General features: G+C 71.0%; 6 protein-coding genes. 1 reads left to right on the top strand and 5 read right to left on the bottom strand.

The features are described from left to right. Positions 1–226: 226 nt before the first annotated feature. Entirely contained in the window at positions 227–2,290 is a 2,064-nt protein-coding gene (locus tag ABZX85_RS06650; protein ID WP_355863115.1) for an HAD-IC family P-type ATPase, read from the bottom strand. Between the two features lie 56 nt (positions 2,291–2,346). Here ABZX85_RS06650 and ABZX85_RS06645 point away from each other — a divergent pair, with 56 nt between their 5' ends. Beyond that, positions 2,347–2,721, top strand: coding sequence for a metalloregulator ArsR/SmtB family transcription factor (locus ABZX85_RS06645; protein WP_355863072.1), 375 nt, complete (start codon positions 2,347–2,349; stop codon positions 2,719–2,721). Between the two features lie 15 nt (positions 2,722–2,736). On the opposite strand, the gene lpdA is transcribed toward ABZX85_RS06645, so the two are convergent. The 4 genes from lpdA to ABZX85_RS06625 all read right to left on the bottom strand — a co-directional run bounded on the left by lpdA (position 2,737) and on the right by ABZX85_RS06625 (position 13,972). Beyond that, entirely contained in the window at positions 2,737–4,149 is a 1,413-nt protein-coding gene (lpdA, locus tag ABZX85_RS06640) for a dihydrolipoyl dehydrogenase (protein ID WP_355863070.1), read from the bottom strand. Between the two features lie 89 nt (positions 4,150–4,238). After that, a complete protein-coding gene (locus ABZX85_RS06635; RefSeq protein ID WP_355863068.1) occupies positions 4,239–8,150 on the bottom strand; it encodes a glycoside hydrolase family 2 TIM barrel-domain containing protein in 3,912 nt (1,303 codons plus the stop codon). Positions 8,151–8,391: 241 nt separating this feature from the next. Further along, a complete protein-coding gene (locus ABZX85_RS06630; RefSeq protein WP_355863066.1) occupies positions 8,392–9,696 on the bottom strand; it encodes an aminotransferase class I/II-fold pyridoxal phosphate-dependent enzyme in 1,305 nt (434 codons plus the stop codon). Positions 9,697–9,823: 127 nt separating this feature from the next. Next, complete coding sequence (locus ABZX85_RS06625) at positions 9,824–13,972, bottom strand: bifunctional nitrate reductase/sulfite reductase flavoprotein subunit alpha (RefSeq protein WP_355863064.1); 4,149 nt, start codon at positions 13,970–13,972, stop codon at positions 9,824–9,826. Positions 13,973–14,291 lie beyond the last annotated feature (319 nt).

Below are 14,291 nucleotides of genomic sequence, written 5' to 3'. Positions count from 1 at the left end.
GAAGTCGGGCCTCAGGACGTCCTGGCGGCGGCTCGGCGGCTCGGCGGCTCGGCGGCTCGGCGGCTCGGCGGCTCGGCGGCTCGGCGGCAAGCATTCCCCAGCCCCCGCCTCAGCACCAATCTCGCACCGCCACCTCTACCCGCCGCCCCCGCACCACTCCCCCGCCCGTCGCCCCAACATCCAACCGGCACCCCAAGCACCCCCACAGCTCACCCCCACCCCACCCTCACCCCCGCCAAGCCGACTCCCGCAGCAACCGCAACCCGTTCAACCCCACCAGCACGGTCGACCCCTCATGCCCCGCCACCCCCAACGGCAGCGGCAGATGACCGACCAGGTCCCACAGGACGAGCCCGGTGATGAACACCCCGGCGATCACGAGGTTCTGCCGGACGAGGCGGCGGGCGGAGCGGGAGAGGTGGACGGCGGCGGGGACGGCGTTGAGGTCGTCGCGGACGAGCACCGCGTCGGCGGTCTCCAGGGCGAGATCGGAACCGGCCTTCCCCATCGCGACCCCCGCGTGGGCGACGGCGAGGGCAGGAGCGTCGTTGACCCCGTCGCCGACGAAGAGGACCCTCGCGCCGAGGCTGCGGACCGCGTCCACCTTCTCCTCCGGCAGCAGACCGGCGCGGACGTCCGTGATGCCGGTCGCCTCGGCCACCCGGGCGGCGGCCCCCTCCTGGTCCCCGGTGAGCAGGACGGGCGACGCCCCGGTGAGCGCGGTCAGCGCGGCGACGGCGGCCGGCGCCTCGGGACGGAGGCGGTCGACGAGGGTGAGGGTCCCGACGGGGACCCCGTCACGGGTGACGAGGACGGTTGTGCAACCGCTTTCGCCGTCTTCGGGAGCGGGCCCGGGAACCTCCGTACGAGTCCCGGCCGGCCCCTCACCCCACGCCCCGCCGACGCCGTCACCCCACTCACCCCGCACCTCACCCCGCACACCGCCGACACCGTCACCCCACTCGACCCCCTGCTCACCCCACGCCCCGCCGACACCCCCACCCCGCACACCAACGCCCCCCACCCGCACCACAGCCCCCTCCACCACAGCCTCGACCCCCACCCCGGGCCGCGCCACGAACCCCTCAGCCCGCGCCACCCCCACACCCCGCACCCCGGCCTCCCGCACGATCGCCCGCGCCAGCGGATGCTCGCTCGCGTACTCCACGGCGGCGGCCAGCGCCAGCAACCCCCTCTCGTCGAGCCCCGACCCGGCGGCCGGCCGCACCGCGCCCACCTCCGGCGCACCCTCGGTCAGCGTCCCCGTCTTGTCGAGGGCGACGACGTCCACCGCCCCCAACTGCTCCATCGCGACGGCCGACTTGACGAGGACGCCGTGGCGCCCGGCGTTGGCGACGGCCGACAGGAGCGGCGGCATCGTCGCGAGGACGACCGCGCAGGGAGACGCGACGATCATGAACGTCATCGCCCGCAGCAACGCGCTCGTGAGGTCCGCCCCGAACGCGAGCGGCACGGCGAACACGGCGAGCGTCGCGACGACGACCCCCACGGCGTACCGCTGCTCGACCTTCTCGATGAGCACCTGGGTCGGCGCCTTGGTCCGGGACGCCTCCTCGACGAGGCCGGCGATCCGGGCGATCACCGAGTCGGAGGGGTCCCGCTCGACGCGGACGCGCAGCGCGCCGGTGCCGTTGAGGGTCCCGGCGTAGACCTCGTCGCCGGGCCGCTTCACCACGGGAAAGGACTCCCCCGTGACGGTCGCCTGGTCGGCCTCGCTGACGCCGTCGAGAACCCGGCCGTCCCCGGCGATCCGCTCGCCGGGCCGCACCAACAGCGTGTCGCCGACGGCGAGTTCGGCGGCCGGGACGGTCTCCTCGCCGGTGTCGGTGACCCTGGTCGCCGTGTCGGGCGCGAGGTCGAGCAGGCCGCGTACGGAGTCGGCGGTCCGGGCGGTGGCGAACGCTTCGAGCGCGCCGGAGGTCGCGAAGATGACGATCAGCAGGGCCCCGTCGAGGACCTGGCCGATTGCGGCGGCGCCGAGTGCCGCGACGATCATCAGGAGGTCGACGTCGAGGGTCTTCGCCCGCAGCGCGCGCAGCCCTTCCAGGGCGGGTTCCCAGCCGCCGCAGGCGTAGGAGAGCGCGTAGAGGGGGCCGTACAGCCAGGCCGGACCGCCGCCGAGGTCGGCCGTCAGAGCAATGGCGAAGAAAACGGTTGCTGCAAGCGCCCAGCGCGCTTCGGGCAGGGCGAGCAGGCGGGTGCGGCGGCGCGGGAGGGTTGCGGGGCGCACGGGGGCGGGGGCGAGGGTCGCTGACACCCGCGCCACCATACAGGAACACATGAAGACTCATTCATTCGTTCATGTGTGATGGGTAGACTGCTCCCATGGGTCATGGAGTCGTCACCACCGAAACCGCGGAGCGGGTGCGTCTCGACGCGGACAACGTCGCGAAGGTGGCGACCACCCTCCAGGCCCTCTCCACCCCGTCCCGGCTGCTGATCCTGGCGAGGCTGCGCGAAGGCCCCCTGCCCGCGACGGAGTTGGCGGCCGAGGTCGGCATGGAGCAGTCGGCGTGCTCGCACCAGCTGCGGCTCCTGCGCAACCTCGGCCTGGTGGTCGGCGAGCGGCGCGGACGGTCCGTCGTCTACGCGCTGCACGACCACCATGTCGCCGAGTTGCTGGACCAGGCGGTGTACCACGTGGAGCATCTGCGGCTGGGGCTCAGCGACACCGACACCGACACTGCCGAGCCCGAGTAGCGATCCCCTCGCGCGTCACATGTTGATCATGTGACCGGCGAGCCCGTGGACCGCTTCCTTGACGGCCTCGCCGAGCGTCGGGTGGGCGTGCACGTTGCGGGCGACCTCGTGGACGGTGAGGTCCCACTGCTGTGCGAGGGTCAGCTCCGGGAGCAGTTCGGTGACATCGGGTCCGATGAGGTGGCCGCCGATCAGCTCGCCGTGCGTGGCGTCGCTGATGAGCTTGACGAATCCGGTGGTGTCGCCGAGGCCGTGGGACTTGCCGTTGGCGGTGAAGGGGAACTTGGCGACCTTCACGTCGTAACCCTTTTCTCGCGCTTGCTGCTCGGTGTAGCCGAAGCTGGCGATCTGGGGCTGGCAGTAGGTGGCGCGGGGGATCATCGCGTAGTCGAGTTCCATGGTCTCGGCGTCCGCGAGGGTCTCGGCGGCGATGACGCCCATGGCCTCGGCGGTGTGCGCGAGCATGAGCTTCGCGGTGACGTCGCCGATGGCGTAGATGTGGGGCACGGAGGTGCGGCAGCGGCCGTCGACGTCGATCGCGCCGCGTTCGGTGAGCCGTACGCCGGTCGCCTCCAGGCCGTAGCCGGTGACGTTCGGGGCGAAGCCGATCGCCTGGAGGACCTTGTCGGTCTCGATGACCTGCTGGGCGCCGTCCTTGCCGGTGACGGTGACGCGGACCCGCTCGCCGGACTCGTCGATGGACTCGACGCGGGTGGAGGTGAGCACGTCGATGCCCAGCTTGCGGTACTGGCGGGCGAGTTCGGCGGAGACCTCGGCGTCCTCCAGCGGGGCGACGCGGTCGAGGAACTCGACGATCGTGACCTTCACGCCGTAGTTGTGCAGGACGTACGCGAACTCGATGCCGATGGCCCCGGCGCCCGCGATGACGATCGAGCCGGGGAGGCCGTCGGCGAGGATCTGCTCCTCGTAGGTGACGACGCGCTCGCTCTTGCGCGTGCCGGGCAGCAGGCGGGGCGTGGCGCCGGTCGCGATGATGCAGTCACTGAAACCGATTGCTTTCGTTGCTCCGTCGCGGCCGGTCACCTGGAGCGTGTTCGCGTCGAGGAAGGTGCCCCGGCCGTCGAACTCGGTGATCTTGTTCTTCTTCATCAGGTAGTGGACGCCCTTGACGCGGCCGTCGGCGACGCGACGGCTGCGGGCGTACGCCTCGGTGTAGTCGAAGGTGACCTGGCCCTCGACCTTGATGCCGAAGGTCTTGGCCTCGCGGGTGAAGATGTGGGCGAGTTCGGCGTTGCGCAGGAGGGCCTTGGTGGGGATGCAGCCGACGTTGAGACAGACGCCGCCCCAGTACTTCTCCTCGACGACCGCGACGCTCCTGCCCAGTTGGGCGGCGCGGACGGCGGCGACGTAACCGCCGGGGCCCGCTCCGAGTACGACGACGTCGAATCGCTCGTCCAGCTCGACCATGGTGGGGGCTTCCTCTTCCCTCGGCTGCCGTGACCGCCGGAAACCGTTCACGACACGGTTTCCGGCGACCGATTCCGAGGTCGATTCTGCTACTCCGTCGAGGTGGGGCGGCGGGACACGGCTGTCGCTTCCGTCACGTCCTTGATCGGCCGCAGCCGGTAGGTGTAGGAGTGGTCGCGGTTCGCGAAGAGCTTGAACTCGTCGTGGGTGTGGGCTCCCCAGCTGTTGTCGCCGCCGATGCCCATCTGCCGGTGGTTGACGCGCAGGACGACCTCCGGGCGCGGGGTGAGCTGGTAGTCGTGGCGCACGCCGGCCGAGAGGTCCTCGGGGGTGAAGTGCGAGGCGTTGATCTCCAACAGGGGTTCACCGCAGACCAGCAGTCCCCTCCCCCGGGCGTCGGTGAGCGCGGCCCACCGTACGTCGGTCTTGTTGCCGTTCTCCTGGGGCCGGATGTATGGCGTCCACTGCCCGGCGACGCTCCCGCTCCAACGCCCCACGTCCGTACCGTCCTTGCGGTCCCAGTGGTTCTCCTCGGGGCCGCGCCCGTACCAGTGCAGCCGGTCCAGCCGCGCCGGCAGGAACAGCAGGTTCCCGACCTCGGGGATGTACGGCAGGCTCGCCGCGCCCGGGTGCAGGGTGTGGTCGACCTTGATCTCGGCGTTGCCGAAGACGGTGTAGACGGTGGTGTACGACGACGGCGTGGTCGTCGGCAGGGTGCCGCCGACGGTGATCTCGACGGCCCTGCCCGCGAGTTGGCGTACGGCGACGCTCGTCACCGCACGCCGGGCGCCGGCGTCCCGCCAGGTCTGGTTGCGGGTGTGCTGTCCGTTGCCCTTGTCGTTGTCGGTGGGCGCCCGCCAGAAGTTGGGGGTGCCGCCGGAGACGAGGAGGGGCGAACCGCCCGCGGTGTACGAGGTGATGAGGCCGCTCGCCTTGTCGACGACGACCGTGAAGTCCTTGCCGGTGACGGTGATCCTCGCGGCGTCCTCGGTGTGGCTCAGCGCCGGAACGCCCTTGAGGGGTACGGGATTCACCGCCGGGCTGCCCGCGTCGAGCGGGAGCTGCACCCGGGCGACCTCGTGGCCGGACTTCGCCCAGGGGGTGGACTCCTTGAGGGTGAAGGCGAGTTGGAGGAAGTACTCGGCGCCGGGGGCCGGTTTCGCGGGGAGCTGCACCGGGACGGTGATCGCCTTGCTGGCGAGGGGCGCCACGTCGAGCTGGGCGCGGCTCAGCTTGCCCTTCCGGACGGTCTCGCCGTCCCGGACGAGCGTCCAACTGCCGTCGAACTCACGGAGGTTGGTGAAGAGGAACTCGTTGACGAGGGTGACCGCGCCGGGGGTCGTGCCCGCGGTGGCGTTGATCTCCTGGTAGACGCGTTTGACCTCGGCGGCCTTGCCGGTGTGGCGCCGGTCGGCCATGACGATGCCGTCGGCGACGAACGCGCCGTCGTTGGGGAAGTCGCCCCAGTCGCCGCCGTACGCGAAGTACGTCTTCTCCTTCGGCGTGACCTCGGTGTGGCCGACGGTGTCGGCGTCGAACCAGAGGCGGACGTCCTTGTCGTCCGACTGCCGTGCGGTGGAGGCGAGTTCGGTGGCGGTGAGGGCGCGGGCGTAGACGTGGGCGCGGCGGATGGTGCCGTTGAACTCGCGGGTGTGGTTGTCGGTGTCGTTGGCGAGGGCGAGGGGCGCGGTGTTGCTGCTGGGGCGGCGGGTCGTCGTCCGCGTGGCGCGGGCGACGCCGTCGACGTAGAGGGTGACGGTGCCCGCGTCGGCGTCGAAGACTCCCGCGACGTGGTGCTCGCGGCCGGTCCAGTCGGTGGGGAGGGACCAGCTCGCGCTGACCCACTGGCCGCCGCCGTAGATGAAGAACTCCACTGATTCGTTGGACTGTTTGAGCGCGTACTGGGTGTCGCCCTTGGCGATGATCGGCTGGTGGTAGCCGGTGACGCGGGGGGTGATCCAGGCTTCGAGGGTGAGGGAGCCGGTGAGGTCGAGGCCGGGGTCGCGGGGGAAGACGGTGGCGCCGGAGACGCCGTTCTTCCGGTCGAACGTCCCGGCGGACGACATGAGTTCGGCGCGCAGCTTCAACGGGCCGGTCTCGGTGAGGAGTTGGCGGACCGGGGTGCGCTCGGTGAGGGACTGGTCGACGAAGTCCCAGATCCAGCCGCCCTGGAGGACGTCGTGGCGGCGCACGAGGTCCCAGTACTTGGTGAAGTTCCCGGTCGAGTTGCCCATGGAGTGGGCGTACTCGATCATCACGTACGGGCGGGTGTCGGCGGTGTCCTTGGCGCGGGCCTCGACGCGGGAGGGCGAGTCGTACATCTCGGAGCGGATGTCGCTGATGCCGGGGCGGTCGTCACCCTCGTACTGGACGACGCGCGTCGTGTCGTAGGACTTGATCCAGTCGTGCATGTTCACGAACGTCCTGCCGCCGCCCGCCTCGTTGCCGAGGGACCAGATGACGACGGAGGCGTGGTTCTTGTCGCGGTGGACCATGTTCTGGGCGCGGGCGACGCAGACGGCGGACCAGTCGGGGTGGTCGCCGGGGTACTGGTCGCGGATGCCGTGGGTTTCGAGGTTGGTCTCGTCGACGAGGTAGAGGCCGTACTCGTCGGCGAGTTCGTACCACTGCGGGTTGTTCGGGTAGTGCGAGGTGCGGACGGAGTTGATGTTGAGCTGTTTGATCAGCTTCATGTCCTTGACGAGGTCCGCGCGGGTGAGGGCGGTACCCCGGTCGGGGTGCATCTCGTGGCGGTTGGTGCCCCGGAAGGAGACGGGCTTGCCGTTGATGCGCATCAGCCCGTCCTTGAGGGCGAACTCGCGCAGGCCGACGCGGTGGGAGACGGTTTCTACGACTTTTCCGGCCGGGTTCCGGAGCTGGAGGACGGCCGTGTACAGGTAGGGGTCCTCGGCGGACCACAGGCGCGGTTTCGGCACGGCTCGGGAGGCGGTCACGGTGACGTCCGTGCCGGTGGCCGTGACATCGGCGCGCTGGCTGAGGGGGCGCGGCCAGACCGGATGCCCCCGGTCGTCGTACAGCATCGTGTCGACGGTGTACGCGCCCTTGGTGGCGTCGTAGGCGCGGACGCTCGCGGTGACGGCGAGGTCGGCCGTTGTGTAACCGTTTGCGAGAGGGGTGTCCAGTTTGAAGTCGCGCAGGTGGACCGGTGGGGTGGAGTAGAGGTAGACCGAGCGGAAGATGCCGCTCAGCCGGATCATGTCCTGGTCCTCCAGCCAGTCGCCGTCGGAGTAGCGGTAGACCTCGACGGCGATCTGGTTGGTGCCCGGTCTGAGGTGCGGGGTGATGTCGTACTCGGCGGGGGTGTAGGAGTCCTCGCTGTAGCCGACGAGTTCGCCGTTGATCCACACGTAGTGCGCGGACTTGACGCCCTCGAAGTGCAGGAAGGTGCGCCGGCCGGACCAGTCGCGGGGGACGGTGAAGGTGCGGCGGTACTGGCCGACGGGGTTGTAGCGGGTGGGGGCGGCGGGCGGCTGCGGGTTCTCGCCGAGGCCGTTGGGGCCCCAGTAGGGGTAGGTGATGTTGATGTAGATGGGGAAGTCGTGGCCGTGCCGCTGCCAGACCGAGGGGACCGGGATCGTCTCCCAGCCCCGGTCGTCGAGGTCGGTGCGGTGGAAGTCCTCGTCGCGGTCCTCGGGGCGGTCCGCGTAGGCGAACTTCCACTTGCCGTCGAGGCTGAGGCGGTACGGGGAGCGGGTGCGGTCGGCGGTGAGCGCCGGGGCGAGGCCGTCGTAGGGCATCAGGGTGGTGTGCGGGGGCTCGGTGCCGACGCGGAAGAGGTCGATGTGACCGTTCCACTCGGGTTGTGCAACCGCTTCCCCCGCGTTTTCACCCGCCTTCCCGCCGACCGCCCGGGCCTGTGAGGAGGTGGACAGGGCGAGCGCGCCCAGGGTGGCGGCGGAGCCCTCCAGGAGTCGGCGGCGGCTGACCGCCGGCCGCCGGGAGTCCGTCGGGAGCGGTGGTTGCGGGTGCGGGTGCGGCATTGACCGTGACCTTCCTCGGTTCCTCAGGATGAACAGTCCTGTCGGATGCTGTTGACGAACCGAACAGCGGCACGTTTCGCTGACGATCCGTCAACTCATCCCGACTCCGTCCGCTCTACCGCACGGACGTGGGAGTACTGCTGGTGAAACGGTGACTTCCGAGCCAGCCACACCCTAGGTCCCGAGTACAGTCGAGGCAATCACCATGTAAGACTCTGTGCAATTCTGATTGACCGGATGATTACCCTCGGAGCGCCGCCACGCGCCCGCGGGCCTCCCCGATGCACGTGTCGAGGATGCCGATCGCCGCGTCGAGGTCCGCCCGCGTGTGCTCCGCCATCACCTGGAGCCGGAACCTCGCCGCGTCCGACGCGACGGCGGGCTGCTCGACGAGATGCGCGATCAGTCCCGCCCGCGCGATGAGCCCGGACGCCGTACGGCCCGTCGGGGTGTCCCCGATCAGGACGGGTACGACCGGGCAGACCACGTCTCCCATCACCTCCAGGCCGCGCCCCGTGAGCCCCTCCCGCAGGTGAACGGCGTTGTCCCGCACCGCCGTTCGGCGCCTGGCGCCGTCCGGGGAGGTGACGACCCCCAGCGCCGCGAGGGCGACCGCCGTCTGTACGGGGGTGATGGCGCTGGAGAAGGTCTGGGGGCCGCCGAACATGCGGACGTACTCGCGGGCGGAGGCAGACGGGGTGGCCAGGAAGCCGCCGGTCGTCGCGAACGTCTTGGAGAACGCGCCCACCACGAAGTCGACTTCGCCGAGGATGCCGTGCACTTCCGGCTGGCCGCCGCCCGTCTCGCCCATCGCGCCGAAGTCGTGGGCCACGTCCACCATCAACTGGGCGTCGAACTCACGGCAGATGCCGAGGAGTTCGGCCAGATCGGGGGTGTCGGAGTCCATCGAGAAGACGCCCTCGGTGACGACCAGGACCGCGTTCGCGGTGTCCGTCGCCCGGATCTTCGCGAGATGGCGGCGGACCGCCGTGTTGTCGAGGTGCCGGAAGAACTCGACCGTCGCGCCGCTGGCCGCCGCGCCCTGCCTCAGCGAGTCGTGCGAGAGCTTGTCCAACAGGATGTGGTCGTTCTTGTGCATCAGCGCGCGGATCGTCCCGAAGCCCGAGGCCCAGCCGGTGGGGAAGAGCATGACGTGCTCGGTCCGCAGCGCCTGTGCGAGACCGGCCTCCAGCGCCTTGCTCAGCGGGTTCGCGCCGCCCAGCGCGGGTGAACCCGCCGTCAGGGGGCCGTAGTTGTACAGCGCCTTGTGGGCGGCCTCCAGGATCTCCGGGTGTCCGCTCAGCGAAAGGTAGTCCTGGCTGCCGAAGTTGGGGCCGGTCGTCGTGACACCGGCGTCCGAGATCGCCGTCGCCCGAGGGGTGAGCGCGGTGTCGTAGCGCCGGAAGTACGGCCACAGGTCCGCCTGTTCACGGGTCCGCTGCCACGCGAGGTAGGGGTCGTTGCGCGTGGTGAGGTCGGGGCCGGACGCGAGGCGGAAACGCATGATGTCCTTGTGGAGGGCGTCGGCCTGCGTGGGGAGCGTCATGGGGGGTCTCTCTCGAAAGGGCCCTGGTGGGGCCGGGTGAGATCGACGCTACGTCCGGGAATTCGGGGGTCGGGGGGTCCTGACGGGTCCTTGATCCCGCGTGAGCGGTTTCCGTACGCGGGCCCGGTCAGTACACGTCCCGCATGTACCGCTTCTCCGCGGCGAGTTGCTTCAGGTACGCCGCCGACTCGGCCTCGGTCATGCCGCCGTGGAGCATCGCGATGTCGCGCAGGGCGCGGTCGACGTCCTTGGCCATGCGGGAGGCGTCGCCGCAGACGTAGAAGCGGGCGCCGTCGCGGAGCCAGGACCAGAGCTGGGGGCCGTGTTCGCGCATGCGGTCCTGGACGTAGACCTTGGCGCGCTGGTCGCGGGAGAAGGCGGTGTCGAGGCGGGTGAGGGTGCCGTCGGCGAGGAGGGCGGTGAGGTCGTCCTCGTAGTAGAAGTCGGTGGAGCGGCGCTGTTCGCCGAAGAAGAGCCAGTTGGGGGCGTGGTGGCCGCGGGCGCGGCGTTCGTGGAGGAAGCCGAGGAAGGGGGCGACGCCGGTGCCGGGGCCGATCATGATCGCGGGGGCGCCGGGTTCGGCGGGCGGGCGGAAGTGCGGGGAGCGCTGGACGTGGAGGGGGACCTCGGTGCCGGGTTCGGCGTCGGCGAGGAAGGGGGAGCAGACGCCCTGCCGGGACCGGCCCTCGCGGTTCTCGTAGCGGACGACGGAGACGGTGAGGGAGACGAGGTGGGGGTCGGTGAGGGGGCTGGACGATATGGAGTACAGGCGGGGGCGCAGCCGGCCCAGGACGTCGGCCCAGTCCTGGGCGTCCGCCTCGATCCCGAACTCGGCGGCCACGTCCACGGCTTGCCGCCCCCAGGACCACTTCGCGAGCTCGTCCTTGTTGTCGGGCCGCAGCAGTTTGCGCAACTCGCGCGGGTCACGGGTGCGTTCGGCGGCGAACCGGAGCAGGGAGGAGCTGACGCGGGTGATGTCGAGGTACCGGGAGAGTGCCTCGTCGAACGGCACCTGGCCCCCTTCGACGCCGACCGGGGTGTCCGCGTCCGCCCCGGTGACGGTCAGCCACTCCTTCACCAGCTCGGGGGAGTTGAGGGGACGGACGCCGAGCGCGTCGCCGGCCTCGTACACGAGGGGCAGCTCGCTGTCGCGGGTGTCGAACGTGAACCGGCGGACCTCCTTGCCCGAACCGGCCCCGCTGAGCAGGACGTTGCCGACGAGACGGCCCGTCGCGGAGGCCGGGCGGCTCGGGCGGGCCGGGGCAACGGGCCCCGCCGGTGCGGGAGTCGGGGGTGTCTCGGTGACGGTGAGCGCGCCCAGCACCTGGTCCAGCCACTCCCCCGCCCGGGTCTCGTAGTCCGGCTCGCAGTCGATGCGCGGAGCGAGCCGGACGGCGCCGAGTTCCCCGAGCCGGTCGTCGAGCCGGCGTCCGTGCCCGCAGAAGTCGTCGTACGACGAGTCGCCGAAGGCGAGGACCGCGTACCGGCGGCCCTCCAGGCGGCCCGCGTCGGGAGCGGTGAGGCCGGCCCAGAAGCCGGCGCCGTTGTCGGGGGCGTCGCCGTCGCCGAACGTGCTGGTGATGAGGAGGAGGTCGGCGTCGGTGGGGAGGGCGGCCGGGTCGGCCTGGTCCATCTCGACGAGGGACGCGGCGTGTCCGCCGTCGGTGAGGCGCGCGGCGGTCGCGGTGGCGAACTCCTCGGCGTTGCCCGTCTGGGAGGCCCACAGGATGACGACCTGCCGCAGCGCGGCGGGAGTCGGGGCGGGCGCCGGGGCGGCTGTCCTCGAATACAGGCCCGCGAGCGTGCCGTTGACCCACAGGGCGTGCTCGGGGGTGAACGGCGCGTCCGGCGGCAGCACGGGGACGCCGGGGCCGCCCGCCGGGATCGCGGCGAGGAACCCGAGCAGGTAGAGCCGTTCGCGTTCGCCGAGGACGGGCGGCGGGGTGGGTTCGAGGCCGAAGAGGGCCGCGGGGACGGCGGGTTGAGCGGTGGGCGAGGTGAGGACGGCGGACGGCACGAGCGCCGGGGTACCCGAAGTCCCGCCCGGTGCCGGTGTGTTCGCCGCCCGCGCCTTCGTGCCTTGCTCCGCCCCGCCCGGCATCCGGACGCTCACCGCGGTCGCCGTCTTCGTCAACGACACGGCGCACACCTTGAGTTCGGGCTGGAACGACAGCGGGTCGACGGCGTCGCTGCTGACCGCGTTGACGCTGAGGTACTCCCCGAAGAGGTCGTTCCAGTGGAAGGGCGCGAAGCAATTCCCTTGCTGCACACGGTCGGTGACGACGGCGGGCAGGACGGCTCGCCCGCGCCGGGACGCCACCTCCACCGAGTCCCCGTCGGCGAGCCCGAGCCGTTCGGCGTCGGCGGGGTGGACCTCGACGAACGGCCCGGGGTTCAGCTTGTTGAGTTTGGCGACGCGCCCCGTCTTCGTCAGCGTGTGCCACTGATGTTGCAGGCGCCCGGTGTTGAGGACGAACGGGTAGTCGTCGTCGGGCAGTTCGGCGGGCGGCAGGTGCGGCCGGGCGTGGAAGACGGCCCGCCCGGAGGGGGTGGCGAACCGGAGGGAGCCGTCGGGGCGGACGTACCGGACGGGGTTGCGGTCGGGCCCGTCGGGGGCGGCCGGCCACTGCACCGGCGTCCGGCGCAGCCGCTCGTAGGTGACCCCGCGCAGGTCGTAGCCGGTGGCCGGGTTGTACGCGCCCTTGATCTCCTCGAAGATCTCCTCCGCGTCCGTGTAGGTGAACCCGCTCGCGTACCCCATCGCGCAGGCGATGTCGGCGATGAGCCGCCAGTCGGCGACGGCCTCGCCGGGCGGGTCGGCGGCGGGGCGGGCCAGCGTGAGGGTGCGCTCGCTGTTGATGAGGACGCCCTCGGTCTCCGTCCACAGCGCGCCGGGCAGCAGGACGTCGGCGTAGGCGGCGGTCTCGGTCTCCGCGAACACGTCCTGGACGACGACGAGTTCGGCCGCTTCGAGGCCCTCGATGACGGTCCTGCGGTTGCCGACGGAGGCGACGGGGTTGGTGCAGATGATCCAGCACGCCTTGATCTCGCCGTCGGCCATCCTGCGGAACATCTCGACGGTGCCCTTGCCGACGCCGTCGGCGCGGATCGTGCCGGGTTCGAGTCCCCAGAGTTCCTCGGTGAACGCGCGGTCGGCGTCGACGAGCACGGACCGCTGGCCGGGCAGCCCCGGTCCCATGTAGCCCATCTCGCGTCCGCCCATGGCGTTGGGCTGGCCGGTGAGGGAGAACGGGCCGCTGCCGGGGCGGCAGATGGCGCCGGTCGCGAGGTGGAGGTTGACCAGCGCGTTGGTGTTCCAGGTGCCGTGCGTGGACTGGTTGAGGCCCATCGTCCAGCAGCTGGTCCACTCCCCCGCCTCGCCGATCAGCCGGGCGGCCTCACGGAGGTCGGCCTCGGGGATGCCGGTCGTTTCAGCAACCGTTTGCGGCGGGTAGTCGGCGAGGAATCCGGGCATCGCCTCCCAGCCCTCGGTGTTCGCGGCGATGAAGTCCGGATCGGTGTAACCGCCTTCTACCAGTAGGTGCAGGAGGCCGTTGAGGAGGGCGAGGTCCGTACCGGGCTCGACCTGGAGGAACAGGTCGGCCTTCTCGGCGGTGGCGGTGCGGCGCGGGTCGACGACGATCAGTTTCGCGCCGGACGACTTGATCCGGTCCATCATCCGCAGGAACAGGATGGGGTGGCAGTCGGCCATGTTGGAGCCGATGACGAGGAAGACGTCCGCGTTGTCGAGGTCGTCGTACGAGCCGGGCGGGCCGTCGGCGCCCAGGGACAGCTTGTAACCGGTTCCCGCGCTGGCCATGCACAGCCGGGAGTTCGACTCGATCTGGTTGGACCGCAGATAGCCCTTGACCAGCTTGTTCGCGAGGTACTGGGCCTCCAGGCTCATCTGCCCGGAGACGTAGAGGGCGACGGAGTCGGGGCCGTGCTCGTCGACGATCGCCCGCAGTCGGCGCGCTGTTTCCGCAACCGCTTCCCGTACCTCCGTGGGGTGCGGTTCCTCGCCGCGGTCCGTGCGGACGAGGGCGGTGGTGAGGCGGCCGGGCGCGGAGAGCATGTCGGCCGTGGTGGCGCCCTTCGTGCAGAGCCGGCCCAGGTTCGCGGGGTGCTCCTTGTCGCCGGACGCCTTCAGGACCGTACGCCGTCCGTCGGGGCCCTTGCCGATGTCGAGGACCATGCCGCAGCCGACACCGCAGTACGAGCAGACCGTGCGCACCTTCGTCGCGCTGTCGGTCCGCGGGTCCGGCACGGCTGCCACGGGCGCCCCCTTCTGTCTGACGATCGGCCTGGTGAGAGCCTCAGTGACGGTACGAAGTGCTGATTACGCCGGTGTCTCCCTCGCAGGTCATCGGGGGTTAACCTCGCCGCACAGGACCGGTGGACGGCATGTGAGCGGCCGGGAACGCGCGGATCACGGGGCAGCCCCCGCACGGACACGGCACGGGCCACGTACGGCCCTGCCGTCGAGTATCGCCGGTCCCCCCGGGCGCGATTGTGACTCCGGACACATGGAGGGAGTCCGTCGGGTATGACATACGGCATACGCCGGAGGGAGCCGCCGGATACGACCTGAGAGG

Origin of the sequence: Streptomyces sp. NPDC004539 (assembly GCF_040610055.1) — a bacterium.
GTDB lineage: Bacteria > Actinomycetota > Actinomycetes > Streptomycetales > Streptomycetaceae > Streptomyces.
This window is presented reverse-complemented; position numbering and strand designations above follow the sequence as displayed.